The organism is Mycobacterium sp. TH-M116 (assembly GCF_057473685.1).
In genome coordinates this window covers 1-17243 of record NZ_JBYCLC010000048.1, presented here as the reverse complement: position 1 = coordinate 17243, position 17243 = coordinate 1, and the positions used below count along the sequence as shown (strand labels likewise).

The following is a 17243-nucleotide window of genomic DNA, read 5'->3' as shown; positions in this document are numbered from 1 at the left end:
GCGAAACGTGCGGTCTCCGACTCGTGTTCTGTCGGAGCTTGTCCATCGGGGGCCTTCGTCCGTGGAGTCGCCAGCAAGCCCACCAATCCGGGTCACCCCACATGTCCCAAACGACACCCCTTGCTTCATCAGTAGCTTTCACGAGCCATTTTGCTGATCAGCCGCCGTCGAAACGAGAGAGACACCTCACCTTGGCCAAGTAGGTGTTCCTACCTCGTGCGTGGGGAATGGTGTGGTCGATTTCACATCGACCGAGGTCGACGATGACCTCGTGTGGCCGCACAAATCCGCTCCACGAACCCCGCCGACTCGGCCGGGCGCATCCCCGCGCTGTTCTCGAACGCAGATTCGATAGTGCCACGGGGATCCGACATCCAACAGCCGTCGCGGCCGGGCTGTGAATCACCGCAATCAAACTCAGGGTGCCGATCGGGGGCTGACGAAATCGCGTCGCGCCCCGGTCAGCGGATCGTCGAACTCGATCCGGCGGGCCAGCAACCGCAGGGGCACGCTGAAGTCGTCGGGAGCCACGTCGACGATGCGGGGATACAACGGATCTCCCAGGATCGGAATCCCCAGCGACGCCATGTGCACCCGCAGCTGGTGGGTCCGGCCGGTGCGCGGTGTGAGCCGGTAGAGGCCGTCGGCCACCAGCTCCACCAGCGTCTCGGCGTTGGGGACGCCGGGCTCGCAGAACGCCTGCAGCCGCCCGCGCCGCTTGACGATCCGGCTGCGCACGACGCGCGGCAGCTCCAGCGCCGGATCGACGGCCGCGCGCGCCAGGTAGGTCTTGCGCACCAGGCCGCGCGCGAACAGCGACTGATACGCCCCGCGCGACTCACGCCGGGCGGTGAACAGCAAAACCCCGGCGGTCAACCGATCCAGCCGGTGGGCGGGGCTGAGCTCCGGCAAACCCAGATCGCGGCGCAGCCGTACCAGCGCGGTCTGCGCAACGTGCCGCCCGCGCGGCATGGTGGCCAGAAAATGCGGCTTGTCGACGACGACGATGTCGGCATCGGAGTACAGCACCGGGACCTCAAAGGGCACCGGCACCTCGTCGGGCAGCTCGCGGTAGAGATACACCGCGGAGCCGGCGGGCAGCACGGTGGCCCCGTCGACCGCCACGCCATCGGGGTCGACAACCTCGCCGGACAGTACCTTCGCGCGGGCCTGCTCGCCGAAGCGCTCGGTGAGCTCGGCCAGCACCGGGCCACCGCGCAACCGCACCCGGGCCGGCCCCAGCCCGTCGCGAACCGGAAGCGGCGCCGGCCTCACGCGGACCTCACGCCGGCCTCACGCCGGCCTCACGCGGGCCTCACGTCAGGGGAACCGGCTCGAGGATCTCGACGCGGGCCTCCGGTGCGCTGGCCCGCAGCTCGTCCGCCGAGACGTCGTCGGGCTGGGCCTGCGACAGGACCTCGGCCTGCACTCGCGCGGCGTAGTTGGCGACCTCGCGCTCGACGTCCTCGGTACTCCACCCCAGCACCGGCGCGACCGCGTCGGCCACTTCGCGGGCGCAGTCGACGCCCCGGTGCGCGTATTCGATGGAGATCCGCATCCGGCGTGCCAGGATGTCCTCCAGGTGCAGCGCGCCTTCGGCGGTGACGGCGTAGCGGGCCTCCACCTTCAGGTAGCCCGCCGCCTCCTTGATCGGGTCGAGCAGGCCGGGGTCGTCGGCGGCCAGATCCAGGACGTCACCGATCAGCGAGCCGTAGCGGTCCAGCAGGTGGCGCACCCGGTACGGGTGCAGGCCGCGCAGCGCGCCGACGCGTTCGGCCTGGTTGATCAGCGCAAAGTAGCCGTCAGCGCCCAGCAGTCTCACCTTCTCGGTGATCGACGGTGCCACCCGGGCCGGCACGAACTGCACCGCGGCGTCGATCGCGTCGGCCGCCATCACCCGGTAAGTGGTGTACTTGCCGCCGGCGATGGCCACCAGGCCGGGCGCGGGCACCGCCACGGCGTGCTCGCGCGACAGCTTGGAGGTCTCCTCGCTTTCGCCGGCGAGCAGCGGCCGCAGCCCGGCGTAGACCCCGTCGATGTCGGCGTGCGTCAGCGGGGTGGCCAGCACGGTGTTGACGGTGCTGAGGATGTAGTCGATGTCGGCCTTGGTGGCGGCCGGGTGCGCGAGGTCGAGGTCCCAGTCGGTGTCGGTGGTTCCGATGATCCAGTGGCTGCCCCAGGGGATGACGAACATCACCGACTTTTCGGTGCGCAGGATGATCGCCACGTCGCTGACGATCCGATCGCGCGGCACGACGATGTGCACGCCCTTGGACGCACGCACCTGGAACCGTCCCCGCTGCTTGGACAGCCCCTGGATCTCGTCGGTCCACACCCCGGTGGCGTTGACGACGACGTGGCCGCAGACCTCGGTGATCTGGCCGTTCTCGGTGTCGCGGACCCGCACGCCGGTCACCCGGTCGCCCTCCCGCAGCAGTGCGACCGCCTGGGTGGAACAGCGCACGACCGCCCCGTAGTGCGCGGCGGTGCGGGCCACCGTCATGGTGTGCCGGGCGTCGTCGACGACGGTGTCGTAGTAGCGGATGCCACCGATCAGCGAGCTGCGCTTGAGGCCGGGACTCAACCGCAGGGCGCCGGCGCGGGTCAGGTGCTTCTGCGCGGGAACCGATTTCGCGCCACCCATCCGGTCATAGAGAAAGATGCCCGCGGCGATGTACGGACGTTCCCACACCCGGTTGGTGAGCGGGAACAAAAAGGGCATCGGCTTCACCAGATGTGGCGCCAACGTGGTCAGCGACAACTCGCGCTCGTAGAGCGCCTCGCGCACCAGCCCGAACTCGAGCTGCTCGAGGTAGCGCAACCCGCCGTGGAACATCTTCGACGAGCGGCTCGACGTGCCGGACGCGAAATCGCGTGCCTCCACCTGCGCGACCTTGAGCCCGCGCGTGGCGGCGTCCAGCGCGCATCCGGAGCCCACCACGCCGCCGCCGATGACCACGACGTCGAACTGCTCGCCGCCGAGCCGCTTCCAGGCGATTTCGCGCTGCCGCGGTCCCAGCTCGGACGCCGACGAGCTGCGCCGGCTGGGCACGCCGTAAGGATCACTCACGCCTGCAGGCTCCAATCGGTTACTCGTCGGTAGGTGTCCTCGACCAAGGCTAGTTGGTGGGACTCACCTGAGTCGGACTTCTAGTCCAAGTCGTCGTGGGCCATCAGCCGGCGGGCGGCCTCGGTGATCGAACCGGACAGCGACGGGTACACGGCAAGCGTCTGCGCAAACTCGTTGACCGTGACGCGGTTGGTCACCGCCACGGCTATCGGCAGGATCAGCTCGGAGGCGATCGGCGCCACCACGACCCCGCCGATCACCACGCCGGTGGAGCGCCGGCAGAAGACCTTGACGAAACCCTTCTGCAGCCCCGACATCTTCGCCCGGGCGTTGGTGTGCAACGGCAGCATGATGGTGCGGGCGGTTACCGAGCCGTCGTCGATCATCCGCTGCGGCACGCCGACTGCGGCGATCTCGGGCCGGGTGAATATGGTCGCCGCCACCGTGCGCAGCCGGATCGGGGTGACACCCTCGCCGAGCGCGTGATACATCGCGATCCGACCCTGCATGGCCGCGACGGAAGCCAGCGGCAACAGGCCGGTGCAGTCACCGGCGGCATAGATGCCCGGAACCGACGTTCGCGACACCCGGTCGACGGGCAGGTAGTTCCCGCGCCCCAGCTCGATGCCGACCCGTTCCAGGCCGAGGCTGCCGGTGTTGGGGACCGACCCGATGGTCATCAGCGCGTGGCTGCCCTCGACGGTGCGTCCGTCCTTGAGAGTGACCAGCACTCCGGTTGCGGTCCGGGTGACCGATTCGGCCCGGGCATTCTTGATCAGCTGCACGCCCCGTTCGGCGAACACGTCCTCGAGGACGAGTGCGGCGTCGGCGTCCTCGTAGGGCAGCACGCGGTCCTGACTGGCCACCACCGTCACCGGCACGCCCAACTCGGTGTAGGCGTTGGCGAACTCCGCGCCGGTAACCCCAGAGCCCACGACGACGAGGTGCCCGGGCAGCGCCTTGAGGTCGTAGAGCTGGCGCCAGGTCAGGATGCGTTCGCCGTCGGGCTGGGCCGACGGCAGGATCCGCGGTCTGGCGCCGGTCGCGATCAGCACGACATCGGCTTCGTACTCAGTGGTGAGGGTGCCGTCGGACCCCGGATCGGAATGGGTCGCCCTGACGCGGTGGCAGGCCAGCCCGGGGGTGGGGTCGATCAGCTCGCCGTGACCGGTGACGACGCGGACCCCCACGCCCAGCAGCTGGCCCGTGATGTCGGCCGATTGAGCCGCGGCCAGGTCCTTCACTCGGGCATGGATCTGCGTCAGCGAGATCTTGGCGTCGTCGATGTCGATGTCGAAGCCCAGATGCGGCGCCCGGCGCAGCTCGGTGCGCAGCCCGGTGGACGCGATGAACGTCTTGGACGGCACGCAGTCGTCCAGGACGGCCGCGCCCCCCACGCCGTCGGCGTCGATCACGGTGACGTCGGCGGTCTCGGGGTGCGAGGTGGCGGCGACCAGCGCGGCTTCGTAACCGGCCGGGCCTCCACCGAGGATCACGATGCGGGTCACCACAGCCCTAACCTAGCCGGGTCGCGGCTCTTGTACGCGCCGCCACCCGACACGCTCAGGAACCGAGAAGGTCCCGCGGGTGAACAGCGCGCCAACCGACGCCGTTAAACTTTCCCCGTGCCGCTCTACGCCGCTTACGGGTCGAACATGGATCCTGACCAGATGCTGGAGCGCGCACCGCACTCGCCGATGGCTGGAACGGGGTGGCTGTCCGGGTGGCGGTTGACCTTCGGCGGCGAGGACATCGGCTGGGAGGGGGCGCTGGCCACGGTTGTCCAGGATCCGGGCTCACGCGTGTTCGTCGTGCTCTACGACATGACACCGGCGGACGAGACAAACCTCGACCGGTGGGAAGGCTCCGAGTTCGGCGTCCACAAGAAAATCCGGTGCCGCGTGGAGCGCATCTCGTCGGACACCGACACCGACCCCGTGCTGGCATGGCTCTACGTCCTCGACGCCTGGGAGGGCGGCCTGCCGTCGGCGCGGTATCTGGGTGTCATGGCCGACGCCGCCGAAATCGCGGGAGCTCCGGCAGATTACGTTCACGAGCTGCGCACCCGACCGGCCCGCAGCATCGGCCCGGGCACCAGCTCGTAGGAAGACGTCCGGGGCAGCCGCCAATCGAGATCAGACCGCGATCTCCGTCGAGTGCATCGTTACCAGAGGACTCATGCGCCCGCGGGCGCCCCCGGGTTGGCTTCCTCGGCGACATCTCCGAGACTGGCCAAGCGCTCCAGCAAGGCCTGATGCTCTGCCGCGAATTGCCTGCTCACCGCTTCGAACACCTGCGCGTGCGCTCCGAAACACGCTGCGGTCCGGATCGAGATCACATCTGCGGCAACAGGATTGATGTGGGTCGGCGCGCTGGCTGCGCCAATCACCTGCCCGTAGCGGCCCAGCTGTAGCGCAGTCAGCCCCGACATCAGTTCGTCCAGCGAAGGCCCCTTCCCCGGGGTGGCCCCGTCGTTGCGCTCTGGGCTTTCGAGCGAATCAGGCGCGCTCTCGTGCGCGGCACCCGACAACTTTTCACCATCCGGTGCTGATGACACGCGCACTCCTTGTCTGAGCGACCGATACTGTTCCCGCAAGGGTGGATTCAATCTTTCGGGGAGGGTTCTGGCCCGCGCCGGTCCCCGACCGCTGGGCACATGCGTCGCCGAGCGAGTCGAGCGCTTTGCGCTCGACACGTCGGATCTGCCCGTCGGCGAGCTCGGTGCGGAAATCCCGCTCGGGCCCTTTGCCGAAGAACGCCTTGGCACTTGACATGTGCTCACCGCCGAATGGGGCCATCTTCTCCGCCCTGCCACTCGTGTATTCGAACGAGATACATTCGAACGAGCTGCCTTCGAACGAGCTGTATTCGAACGAGCAGTGCTCGGCGATCTCATCCGTGTGCAGCGACGCAGGGTCGACGGACAGAAACTTCGCGCTGCACGAGATCTGGTCCGGAAGATCCTCTTTGAGGTTGTTGTCATGCACCAGAGGAACGTTGGGCTTGTCGAGGTGAGCAATGGCTCCTTCGGCCAGGGTGTCGGCGTCCTTGCCGCCGCCGTCGAGCAAATAGCCACGTACGCGGCTGTCGTAGAGCTTCGCCCGATCAGGCCGGGACACGGTGTGACCGTGCCAGGTGATGTTCGTATGCACCTCAGAGTTCCTTCCTGGACGCCATACGAAAGGCCCCAGCCGCCGGGCGGTCGTCGTCGGGGTCGGTCACAACCGATGGACCGCCAGAGCTCTGCGGCTCAGCTCGATGTCTGCCAACTTCCTCAGCGGCCGACGATCGCCGCTCTCGGGCAGCGCGCGGCCTCACGTAACGTCCCCAAGCCAGGATCGCCGCGGCGATGTAGCAGCCGAAAAATATCCAGAACGCCGGAGTCTCAGTTCCTCCCACGGCATACGACTGCCGCAATGCCATGCTGATGCCCACACCGCCGAGCGCGCCAAACGCGCCGGCGAATCCGATCAGAGACGACGACCTCACACGAGCCCAGTCCCGACGTTGGTCCTCGGGCAATCCCAACCCGTGGCTGCGTTCCTCGAAAACAGTCGGAATCAGCTTGTACACAGGACTTTTCCCAGCCCCGCAGAAAATGAACAATGCGACGAAGCCAACTACGTAGCCCGCCAGCGTAAAGCCGGTGACCGGAGCGCCGTCCCCCCGGGTGAGGTCGTCATGGGTGCTGATGGCGACCAGCATGCCCCCCGCCACGATCGCACCCAGGAAGACGCTCAGCACGACGCGGCCACCGCCGAAACGATCGCTCAACCTCCCGCCGAGTATCCGCGCCAGCGACCCCAGCAGGGGGCCGATGAACGCGATCTCGGCGGCGTGCAGCGATGCGTGTCCCTCACTTTGCCCACTGGCGACGAAGTTGTGCTGAAGAACCTGGCCGAAAGCGAAGGCGAAGCCCAGGAACGAGCCCGAAGCGCACAGATAGAGAAACGTGAGCATCCATGTATCGGGCACGGAGAGTATTGCCCGCAAGTTGCCAAACGACAGACCGGCGCGATGTGCCACCACGTCATCCATCCGCAGAGCGGCGCCCACCCCGCCGATGGCCAGCAGTGTCAGATATATGGCGCACACCCAGTACGGCGCCTCGTGCCCTGCGGTGGCCAGAACGAGCAGGCCGACCATTTGGATCGTCGCAGAGCCGAGGTTGGCCATCCCGCCGGCGAGCCCCAGGGCAAAACCCTTGCGTCGCTGAGGATACAAACCGTCTGCCTTGGCCAGCGCTGAGGAGTAGTTGCCGCCACCCAGTCCCGTCAAGGCCGCACACACCAAGTACGGCCAAAGCGGCAGACCGGGATGCGCCAGCAAGACGATGGCGCCCGCACTCGGTATCAGCAGCACCAAAGACGAGATTGTCGTCCATGTCCTGCCACCAAACCAGTTGGCGGCCAGTGCATAAGGGATGCGGACGAGCGCACCGACCAGCGACGCGACCGCATCTATCAGTAGCTTGTCCTTCGTCGAAAACCCATAGACAGGCTCCGGCATGAAAAGCACCATCACCGACCACAGATACCAAACCGAAAATGCGACATGCACATTCACGACCAGCCAGAACAGGTTACGACGCGCGATGGCGTGGTTCCCGGCCTCCCAGGCGGCAACGTCTTCTGGATTCCAATCGGTGATGCGCGAACGTGCCATGCAGAAAGCCACCTTTCGTATTCCACGCTCGTCGTATTGGACGCTCGACGACCTGCCGGTCGTCTCTACCACCGGACCGCGAACTCACAGTTGCGCTAGAGGCTTTGGGCCCACGTGTGCCGGTTCTGGCACAGGGTCGCGGGATTGGCGGTTAGCCGTCGATGGGCCAACGTCAGATCCCTGCCAGGACAGGAGATATTTTGACGACTTGTGCCGGCGGTCGACCCGGTGGATGCATTGCGGGGCGAGACGAGGCGAGGCGAGGCACGCAACCGCAAAGGTGCCGCAGAGCACACAGGCGCAGGCCGGTCTTCTTGCTTGATTAGTGAATATCCACAGCCACTTCAGAATCCCTTCGTGTCGTTTTCGGCGGCACCATTGCACAGCCGATCACTGAACTGCTCCGAAGGGACCGTTGGCCGTCGACAAACGACGCGCGGTTGTGGCGAGCCCCACCGCCAATATGTGCCGACCGAGATCGGAGGACACATCGTTAAAAACTCACTGAACCAATACCTTGACACTAGCTACACGCTGCGAGTTACGACAAGCCCAGACGTCGATGCACAGGAAGCTTTCAGCTTCCTGTGCATCGACGGGTCCAGGTCCGACCCGGGCGACAGACCCGAGCGCGCGGCGGCTCATGGATCAGGCTTTGTCGGGCCGAACCGGGCCGAACCGGGCCGCCAGGTCCGGCCGGCGCAGTCGCACCGCGGTGGCCGGTTCACCGCGGCCGCAGCTGCCATGCCAGATGCGGCGCAGCCCAACAGTATCCAGCTGAGTTGGCCGTCAACGCGTGGTCGGGCAGGCGCGTACGCACGCGGCTATTCGTACGACGCGGACTGCTCGACGATGTTGACCATCAGGCGCACCCCGATCGCCAGAGCCCGCTCGTCGAGGTCGAAGTTCGGTTGGTGCAAGTCCAGTTGCGCACCCTCGCCCGACCACACGCCCAGTCGCGCCATCGCGCCGGAGATCTCCTCCAGGTACCAGGAGAAGTCCTCACCCCCACCGGACTGCCGGGTGTCGGCCAGCACGTCGGGGCCGATGGCCTCGATCGCATGCGTGAGGATGTGCGTCGCGACCTCCTCGTTGACCACCGGCGGCACCCCGCGGCGGTATCGCATGGTGTGCTCGATCCCCAGCGGCGACAGCAGCGCGGTGGTCGCCTCGCGGATGATCCCCTCGAGGGACACCCACGTCTGCCGGCTGGCCGTTCGGACGGTACCCAACAGCACCCCCGACTGGGGAATGGCGTTGGCGGCCACGCCCGCGTTGACCGCACCCCACACCAGCACCGTGCCGTTTCGCGGGTCGATGCGACGCGACAGCACCCCGGGCAGGCCGGTGATCAGGGTGCCCAGCCCGTAGACCAGGTCCGCGGTCAGGTGCGGACGCGACGTGTGCCCGCCCGGCGAATGCAGCGTGATCTCGATGGAGTCGGCCGCCGAGGTGATGGGACCCTGCCGCACCGCCACCTTCCCGACCACCAGGTGCGGGTCACAGTGCAGGGCGAAAATCCGGGTCACGCCGGCCAGCACCCCGGCCGCGATGGCGTCGATGGCGCCGCCGGGCATCAACTCCTCGGCCGCCTGGAAGATGAACCGCACGCCCACCGGCAGCTCGGGCGCCGACGCCAGCGCCTGCGCGGCGCCCAGCAGGATCGCGGTGTGCGCGTCGTGGCCGCAGGCGTGCGCGGCGTTGGGCATTCGCGAGGCGTACGGCGCGTTGGTCCGCTCGGCCATGGGCAACGCGTCCATGTCAGCCCGCAACGCGATCCGCGGCTCGTGCTCGGGGCCGATGTCGCACGTCAGGCCGGTGCCGCCGGGCAGCACCTTCGGATTCAGTCCCGCCTCGGCCAGCCGTTCGGCGACGAACTGCGTAGTGGCGTACTCCTGACGCCCCAGCTCCGGATGGCGGTGGATGTGTCGACGCCAGTCGACCAGGTCGTCGGTGCGTCCGGCCAGCCATGAGGCGGCGACGTCGCCCAGGCTCGTCATGAGTGGGCCCGCCGTTCTCGGGCCGCCAGCACCCGGTCGCGTTCTGCGGGACTTTCGGCCAGGCGGACCACGCTGCGCGCCAACATGATCGCGGCCTCGACGACAGCACGGTCGCCGCTGGGCCCGGCCGCGGCCGCGGCGAAAGCGCGCTGGTGCACGGTGGCACCGCCGGCGTCGACGCCGATCACCGGATGGATCCCCGGCAGCACCTGCGTCACGTTGCCCATGTCGGTGCTGCCCATCGGCAGCGCCGCCTCCACCTCGGGGGCCACCGGCTCGCGCCCGAGCCGGCGCATCTCCGCACGGCACACTGCGGCCAGCCAGGGGTCGGGTTTGAGTTCGGCGTAGGGCGGTGCGGGCCGGTCGATTTCGTGTTCGCAGCCGGCGGCCAGGGCGCCGGCGGCAAAGCATGCAAATATCCTGCCCTCCAGCGCTCGCAGCGACTCCGACTCGGCCGCCCGCATCGCGTACTGGATCGCGGCACGGCCGGGGATGACGTTGACCGCCTGGCCGCCGTCGGTGACGATCCCGTGCACCAGCTGGTCCGGGGCGAGTTGCTGGCGCAGCACCCCGATCGCCACCTGCGCGACGGTCACCGCGTCGGCGGCGTTGACTCCCAGATAGGGGGCGACCGCCGCATGTGACTCCTTGCCGCGGTAGCGCACGATCGCCTCCGACAGCGCCAGCGACCGGGCTGCGGCGATGTCGGACGGCCCGGGATGCGCCATCACCGCCACCGCGACATCGTCGAAGATCCCCGCCTCCAGCAGCAACACCTTGCCGCCGCCGGCCTCCTCGGCCGGTGTTCCCAGCAGCGCCACCGTCAAACCGAGCTCGTCGGCCACCTCGGCCAGCGCCAAGGCGGTTCCCACCGCGCATGCCGCGATGATGTTGTGGCCGCAGGCGTGCCCGATCTCGGGCAGCGCGTCGTATTCCGCGCAGACGCCGACCACCAGCGGGCCGCTGCCGAAGTCGGCGCGAAACGCGGTGTCCAAACCACCGGCGGGTGCGGTGATCTCGAACCCGCGCTCGGCGACCAGCGCCTGAACCTTGGCGCAGCTGCGATATTCGGCGAAGGCGAGCTCGGGCTCGGCGTGGATGGCGTGGGACAGCTCGACGAGATCGGCGCCACGGCGCCGCACGATGTCCTCGACAGTGTCCGGTGCGGTGGCGGTGGGCATTCTCGCAGTATCTCACCGCCGCATTCGGGCCCTGCCGCACGATGACGCCTAGACCAGTCCGGCGATGAATGTCGCTGCCTCGCCGGGGTAGGGCGGCGCCGCGTAGTCGTGGTGCGCATCCCGGTCGCGACCACCGACGACGCACACGGGATCACCGGCGCTGCACAGGTCGATGGTGCGGCCGGCGAACTCACCTGTGGTCGAGAGTGGCGTGTCGAAGCGGTTGCCGGGATTGCCGAACACCGCGACCGCCCGCACCTTGGCCGCCAGATCAGGATCCAGCGCGGGGGCCGATCCCACGTTGCCGATGGTCGGTCCGACGGGCGGCACCCCCGCCAGCATCGAGACCACGGACGCCCCCTGCGAGAAGCCGCCGAGCGCCAGCTTCGTCGACGGGCACCGCTCGGTCATCTCGGCGATGTGGTCGCGGGCGTCGTTGGCGCCGTCGGCGGTGGTCAGGAAGTTGTAGCTGGCCGGGTAGTTCACCGCATAGCTGTCAACACTGCGCGAGCCCAGCGCGGGCCGCAGCGCGGCCAGCAGCGCTTCTCCTTCGGCCCCCAGGCCGGGCGGTTCGGCGGTGCCGCGGGCGAAGATCAACTGGACATCGGCGCACCCGTCGGCCCGGGCGGACGGCGCGGGACCCGTGAGCGCCGCGCCCGCAACCACCACGACGACGCCCAAACCGACGCCCAAACCGACGCCCGAACCGATAATGAGCCGGCTACGAAAACCCATGCGGGCGATCTTGACACACGCCGGAGTTCGCCACCGCGGCCCCGCACCCGATCGCATGGTCCGCGGTTTCTGGCTGGAAGAATTTTCCATTGATAGTTGGTATGGCTAATGACGTTGCGCGCGCTCGAACGTTAGAGTCACGCTGGCTTCTTCCTGAGCCACGTTGGCGCGGGGGCGACGACGGCGGTCGGCCACCACCACGGGTCCGCCGAGAAGGGACCGTGAGTGATGAGTTTCTTGGTGTGGCCCCCGGAGATCAATTCGGCATTGCTCTACAGCGGCGCCGGGCCGGGCCCGATGCTGGAAGCCGCGTCGGCGTGGGATGGGCTGGCCGACGAATTACAGGCCGCGGCCTCGTCGTTTTCGGCGGTGACCTCGGGGCTCACAGGTGAGGCCTGGCAGGGGCCCGCCGCCACGGCCATGGCAGCCGCGGCCACCCCGTACGCGGGCTTTCTCAGCGCCGCCGGCGCGCACGCACAGTCGGCGGGTCACCAGGCCCGGGCGACGGCATCGGCGTTCGAGGCGGCATTCGCCGCGACCGTGCACCCAGGCGTGGTCGCGGCCAACCGCGGCCAGCTGATCTCGCTGGTGACCTCGAACTTGTTCGGCCAGAACGCCCCGGCGATCGCCGCCGTGGAGGCCCACTACGAACAGCTCTGGGCCCAGGACGTGGCCGCCATGACCGGCTATCACGCCGGCGCGTCGGCCGCGGCCACGCAGTTGTTCTCGGTGCAGACCGCGCTGCAGGGCACGACGGCGCAGCTGAGCCTGCCCAACGTCAACCTGGGCGTCGGCAACCTCGGCGGCCTGAACCTGGGCAACGGCAACACCGGCAACCTGAACCTGGGCAACGCCAATATCGGCTCCCAGAACCTCGGCAGCGCCAACATCGGCATCCACAACCTCGGTGCCGGGAACTTCGGCAGCACCAACCTGGGCTTCGGCAACGGGAGCTCGTATTACGGGGTCACGTCGAATTTCAACATCGGCGGCGGCAACATCGGCAACTACAACATCGGCTTCGGCAACGCCGGCCTCGATGCCACGGCGGGGATCGGCAACATCGGTCTGGGCAACCTCGGCGTCAACAACATCGGCATCGGCAACGTCGGCGGCGGCAACATCGGCTTCGGCAACAGCGGGGCCGGCGGCGATGCGGGATTCGGCAATATCGGCTTCGGCAACCTCGGCAACAACAACTGGGGCTTCGGGAACACCGGCGCCGGCAACATCGGCTTCGGCAACAGCGGCACCGGCGACATCGGTTTCGGACTTACCGGCAACAACCAGATCGGTTTCGGCGGCTTGAACTCCGGCAGCAACGACATCGGCTTCGGCAACTCCGGCAACAACGACATCGGATTCTTCAACTCCGGCAACAACAGCTTCGGCATCGGCAACTCCGGGCTCACCGACACCGGGATGTTCAACTCGGGCCAGATCGCCACCGGCCTCGGCAACTCCGGCGGCGGCGACACCGGCATCGGCAACGCGGGCTACGACGCACTCGCGGGCAACGGCATAAATGTCGGCTTCGGCAACGGGGGCTTCAACGACATGGGCGTGGCGAACGCGGGCTATGGGAACACGGGCAGCTTCAACTCGGGGGACAGTAACACGGGCAGCTTCAACCCGGGCTTCTGGAACACCGGCTTCGACAACGCGGGCAACTTCAACACCGGGATCGCGAACTCGGGCAACACCAACACGGGATTGTTCGACGCGGGCAGTGTGAACACGGGCGTGGGCAGTTCGGCCACCCAATCGGTGGCCAGCTCGGGCTTCGGCAACACCGGCACCGGCACGTCGGGCTTCTTCAACACCGGCGGCAACCTCAACTCCGGCTTCTTCAACTCGGCAGACCTCCCGGGCCAGGACACGTGGAACACCGGGTTCTTCAACACCAGCGCCCAAGGAGAGAACACCGGCTTCTTCAACTACGGATCGTTAGGGGGCGACACTGGCTTCTTCAACACCGGGACCGACAACGTCGGCGTCGGAAACGCGGGCGGCGGGGAGGCGGGCGGCAACACCGGCTTCTTCGATATCGGCAGCGGGCTCAGTTCGGGCTTCGCGAACCTGGGCGCCTCGAGCTCGGGCTGGTTCAACCCGGGGGACGGGCAGTCGGGCCTGTTCGGGCTGTGACGCCCCGCCTTCAGACTCCGTAGCCAGCCGCCGCTGCTCGGCGCCCGTTCTCACTCCGACCGCGCATAAAACACCGGAGAACAGCGCGGCAGGAAACGGGGCCGGGGCGGAGCGCTCGATGAGACACCACCTGGCGATGATCGAGCGGCACACCGCCGGCCTGGCACCCGGTTGGTATGTGCTCGACGGCTTCTTCTGGGACGACGTGTGTTTTGTTATGGCGGGGCCGTTCACCACGCAGGGTGACGCGCTGACGTGCCGCTCGGCGCTGGAACGCGACAATGCGCTGCGGCACTACTACATCGACGAGGTCACGGCTACCTCGACGAGGTCACGGCGCGATCGCCGGGCGAGGCGCCCCAGCCAGGCTAGGCTCGCCCAGTGTGAGCGACGCCGCGACCGACGCCGACGACCTCGCCGTTCGGGCGGGGCATTTCATCGCCGAGCGCACCGGGGTGCCGCGGCACGACGTCGCCGTCGTCCTCGGCTCCGGCTGGTCCTCGGCGGTCGCGGCCCTGGGTTCGGCCACCGCCAGGCTCCCCCAGGCCGAGGTGCCCGGGTTCACCCCGCCGAGTGCCGCCGGGCACAGCGGTGAGCTGCTGTCGATGCCGATCGGCGGGCACCGGGTGCTGGTGCTGGTCGGTCGGGTGCACGCCTACGAGGGCCACGACCTGCGCCACGTGGTGCACCCGGTGCGGGCGGCCTGCGCGGCCGGCGCGCGCGTCGTGGTGCTCACCAACGCGGCCGGCGGGCTGCGCGGCGACCTGACCGTGGGCCGGCCGGTGCTGATCAGCGACCACCTGAACCTGACCGCGCGGTCCCCCCTGACCGGTCCGCAGTTCGTGGACCTGACCGACGCCTACGCGGCGCGGCTGCGCCGGCTCGCCCGCGACGCCGATCCCGAGCTGACCGAGGGGGTGTACGCCTGCCTGCCCGGCCCCCACTACGAGACGCCGGCCGAGATCCGGATGCTGCGCACGCTGGGCGCCGACCTGGTGGGCATGTCGACGGTGCACGAGACCATCGCGGCGCGCGCGGCCGGCGCCGAGGTGCTGGGGGTGTCGCTGGTGACCAACCTGGCCGCCGGGATCGGCGGCCGGGCGCTCAGCCACGCCGAGGTGCTCGCCGCCGGGGCCGCCTCGGCTCGCCGGATCGGCACCCTGCTGGCCGGCGTGATAGCCCGGGTATGACGCCCGAGGAGTGGATCGCACACGATCCCGACGCGGCCACGGCCGCCGAGCTCGCCGCCTGCGGCCCCGCCGAACTCGCGGCGCGGTTCGCCCGTCCGCTGGTGTTCGGCACCGCGGGCCTGCGCGGACCGGTACGCGGCGGGCCCGACGCGATGAACGTCGCGGTGGTCTCGCGCGCCAGCTGGGCGGTGGCGCGGGTGCTCTCCGCCGCCGGCCGGGCCGGTTGCGCGGTGGTGGTCGGCCGCGACGCCCGCCACGGTTCGGCCGTGTTCGCCACGGTGACGGCTGAAGTCTTTGCGGCCCAAGGGTTTGCGGTGATACTTCTGCCCGGGCCGTTACCCACGCCGGTGGTCGCGTTTGCGGTACGTGACACCGGCGCCGCCGCCGGGGTACAGATCACGGCCTCCCACAACCCGGCGACCGACAACGGTTACAAGGTCTACATCGACGGCGGCATCCAGATCGTGTCCCCCACCGACCGCGAGATCGAGTCCGCGATGGCCGGCGCCCCGCCGGCCGACCAGATCGCGCGCACCCCTGTCGAATTCACGCACACGGACCTGGTCGAGCGCTACATCGAGCGGGCCGCCCGGGTCCGCCGCGCCGCCGGTTCGGTGCGGGTGGCGCTGACCGCGCTGCACGGCGTGGGCGGTGCGGTAGCCGTCGAGACGCTGCGTCGCGCCGGGTTCGGCCGCGTGCACACCGTCGGCGCCCAGTTCGCGCCGGACCCCGATTTCCCCACCGTCGCGTTCCCCAACCCCGAGGAGCCCGGCGCCACCGACGCCCTGCTGGCACTGGCCGCCGACGTCGGCGCCGACGTCGCGGTCGCGCTGGACCCCGACGCCGACCGGTGCGCGGTCGGCATCCCGACCACCTCGGGGTGGCGGATGCTGTCCGGCGACGAAACCGGTTGGCTTCTAGGCGATTACATTCTTTCCCAGGAGAGGAAGCTGTCGCAGGCCGCGGAGCAGCGCACCGCCGTCGTGGCCAGCTCGCTGGTGTCTTCGCGCATGCTGGCGGCGATCGCCGCGCACCGCGGCGCGGCACACGTCGAGACCCCCACCGGCTTCAAGTGGCTGGCGCGCGCCGACTCCCAGGTCCCCGGCGGCGCCCTGGTGTACGCCTACGAGGAGGCGATCGGGTACTGCGTCGACCCCGACGCGGTTCGCGACAAGGACGGCATCAGCGCCGCCGTTCTGGCGTGCGACCTGGTGGCCGCGCTCGAGGCGCGCGGCGCCTCGGTGTCCGACCTGCTCGACGAGCTCGCCCGCCGGCACGGGGTGCATGACGTCGCGGCAGTGTCGCGCCGCGTCGCCGGCACCGACGAGGCCGCCCGGCTCATGAACCGGTTGCGCACAGACCCGCCGGCCCGGCTGGCCGGGTTCACCACGACCGTCACCGACCTCACCGACGCGCTGATCTTCACCGGCGGCGACGATGCGGTGTCGGCCCGCGTCGTGGTGCGGCCGTCGGGCACCGAGCCGAAGTTGAAGTGCTACATCGAGGTTCGCTGCGCGGCCGGCGGTGAGTTGGCGGCGGTCCGGAAGCGGGCCCGCGCGCTGCGCGACGAACTGGCCGACCAGTTCGGCACCTGGGGCTAGCGGGGCCCGTACTGGCGGTCGCCCGCGTCGCCGAGACCCGGCACGATGAACGCGTTCTCGTTGAGGCCGTCGTCGACGGCCACGGTGAACAGCCGCGCATCGGGTGCCGTCTTCTCCAGTGCCGCAACGCCCTCCGGTGCAGCCACCGCGCACAACACGGTGATCTCGGTGGCACCGCGGTGGTGCAGCAGGCCGATCGTGTGCCGCACCGACCCACCCGTGGCCAGCATCGGGTCCAGAACCAGCACCGCCCGGCCGGTCAGGTCGTCGGGCAGCGACTCCAGATACCCGGCCGCGCGGTGGTTTTCCTCGTCGCGTGCGACGCCGACGAACCCGACCTGGGCCTGCGGCAGCAGCGCCAGCGCCCGGTCGAGCATGCCCAGCCCGGCACGCAGCACGGGCACCAACAGCGGCGTGCCGGCCAGTCGCACCCCGAGGGTTTCAGCCAGCGGGGTGTGGATCGGAAAGGTCTGGCGGGGCGCGTCGCGGGTCGCCTCGTAGACCAGCATCACCGTCAAGTCACCCAGCGCGGCCCGGAATGCGGCATGGCCGGTGCGCGTGTCACGCAACGTGGTCAGCCGGGCCAGAGCCAGCGGGTGGTCAACGATGCGGATGTCCACGGCCTCTGACCTTATATAACGATGTCGATATAACGA

General features: G+C 69.0%; 13 protein-coding genes and 1 pseudogene. 4 read left to right on the top strand and 10 right to left on the bottom strand.

Going from position 1 to position 17243, the window contains the following annotated elements:
- Nucleotides 1-417: 417 nt before the first annotated feature.
- From AC2VOK_RS02220 to AC2VOK_RS02210, 3 genes and pseudogenes are all read right to left on the bottom strand, one after another.
- The gene (locus tag AC2VOK_RS02220) at nt 418-1275 is read right to left on the bottom strand and encodes a pseudouridine synthase (RefSeq protein WP_343709379.1); all 858 of its coding nucleotides are present in this window, start codon (nt 1273-1275) and stop codon (nt 418-420) included.
- A gap of 40 nt (nt 1276-1315) precedes the next feature.
- Nucleotides 1316-3070: a glycerol-3-phosphate dehydrogenase/oxidase gene (locus AC2VOK_RS02215; protein ID WP_428899022.1), complete on the bottom strand. Its 1755-nt coding sequence runs from the start codon at nt 3068-3070 to the stop codon at nt 1316-1318.
- Between the two features lie 18 nt (nt 3071-3088).
- Nucleotides 3089-4581, bottom strand: a pseudogene (locus tag AC2VOK_RS02210) (NAD(P)H-quinone dehydrogenase); the annotation flags it as partial.
- Nucleotides 4582-4695: 114 nt separating this feature from the next.
- Between AC2VOK_RS02210 and AC2VOK_RS02205 the strand changes: the two are divergent.
- A complete protein-coding gene (locus tag AC2VOK_RS02205; protein ID WP_343709380.1) occupies nt 4696-5175 on the top strand; it encodes a gamma-glutamylcyclotransferase family protein in 480 nt (159 codons plus the stop codon).
- Between the two features lie 71 nt (nt 5176-5246).
- On the opposite strand, the gene AC2VOK_RS02200 is transcribed toward AC2VOK_RS02205, so the two are convergent.
- From AC2VOK_RS02200 to AC2VOK_RS02175, 6 genes are all read right to left on the bottom strand, one after another.
- Entirely contained in the window at nt 5247-5627 is a 381-nt protein-coding gene (locus tag AC2VOK_RS02200; protein WP_343709381.1) for a PE family protein, read from the bottom strand.
- Entirely contained in the window at nt 5605-6222 is a 618-nt protein-coding gene (locus AC2VOK_RS02195; protein WP_428899021.1) for a sulfotransferase family protein, read from the bottom strand. The genes AC2VOK_RS02200 and AC2VOK_RS02195 overlap by 23 nt, the downstream gene beginning before the upstream one ends.
- Before the next feature lies 1 nt (nt 6223).
- Entirely contained in the window at nt 6224-7735 is a 1512-nt protein-coding gene (locus AC2VOK_RS02190) for an MFS transporter (RefSeq protein WP_428899020.1), read from the bottom strand.
- 824 nt (nt 7736-8559) lie between these two features.
- On the bottom strand, nt 8560-9735 hold the full coding sequence (locus AC2VOK_RS02185) for a M20 family metallopeptidase (protein WP_428899019.1): 1176 nt from the start codon (nt 9733-9735) through the stop codon (nt 8560-8562).
- The gene (locus tag AC2VOK_RS02180; RefSeq protein ID WP_428899018.1) at nt 9732-10916 is read right to left on the bottom strand and encodes a M20 family metallopeptidase; all 1185 of its coding nucleotides are present in this window, start codon (nt 10914-10916) and stop codon (nt 9732-9734) included. The genes AC2VOK_RS02185 and AC2VOK_RS02180 overlap by 4 nt, the downstream gene beginning before the upstream one ends.
- 48 nt (nt 10917-10964) lie before the next feature.
- Nucleotides 10965-11651, bottom strand: coding sequence for a cutinase family protein (locus tag AC2VOK_RS02175; protein WP_428899017.1), 687 nt, complete (start codon nt 11649-11651; stop codon nt 10965-10967).
- Nucleotides 11652-11879: 228 nt separating this feature from the next.
- Between AC2VOK_RS02175 and AC2VOK_RS02170 the strand changes: the two genes are divergently transcribed.
- From AC2VOK_RS02170 to AC2VOK_RS02160, 3 genes are all read left to right on the top strand, one after another.
- Complete coding sequence (locus AC2VOK_RS02170) at nt 11880-13796, top strand: PPE family protein (protein ID WP_428899016.1); 1917 nt, start codon at nt 11880-11882, stop codon at nt 13794-13796.
- Between the two features lie 383 nt (nt 13797-14179).
- Complete coding sequence (locus tag AC2VOK_RS02165; protein ID WP_428899015.1) at nt 14180-14986, top strand: purine-nucleoside phosphorylase; 807 nt, start codon at nt 14180-14182, stop codon at nt 14984-14986.
- Nucleotides 14983-16587 carry a phospho-sugar mutase gene (locus AC2VOK_RS02160; protein ID WP_428899014.1) on the top strand — a complete coding sequence of 535 codons (1605 nt, stop codon included), beginning with the start codon at nt 14983-14985 and terminating at the stop codon, nt 16585-16587. The genes AC2VOK_RS02165 and AC2VOK_RS02160 overlap by 4 nt, the downstream gene beginning before the upstream one ends.
- Here the strand turns inward: AC2VOK_RS02160 and upp are convergent.
- On the bottom strand, nt 16584-17207 hold the full coding sequence (gene upp / locus AC2VOK_RS02155) for a uracil phosphoribosyltransferase (protein ID WP_428899013.1): 624 nt from the start codon (nt 17205-17207) through the stop codon (nt 16584-16586). The genes AC2VOK_RS02160 and upp overlap by 4 nt on opposite strands.
- Between the last annotated feature and the right edge of the window lie 36 nt (nt 17208-17243).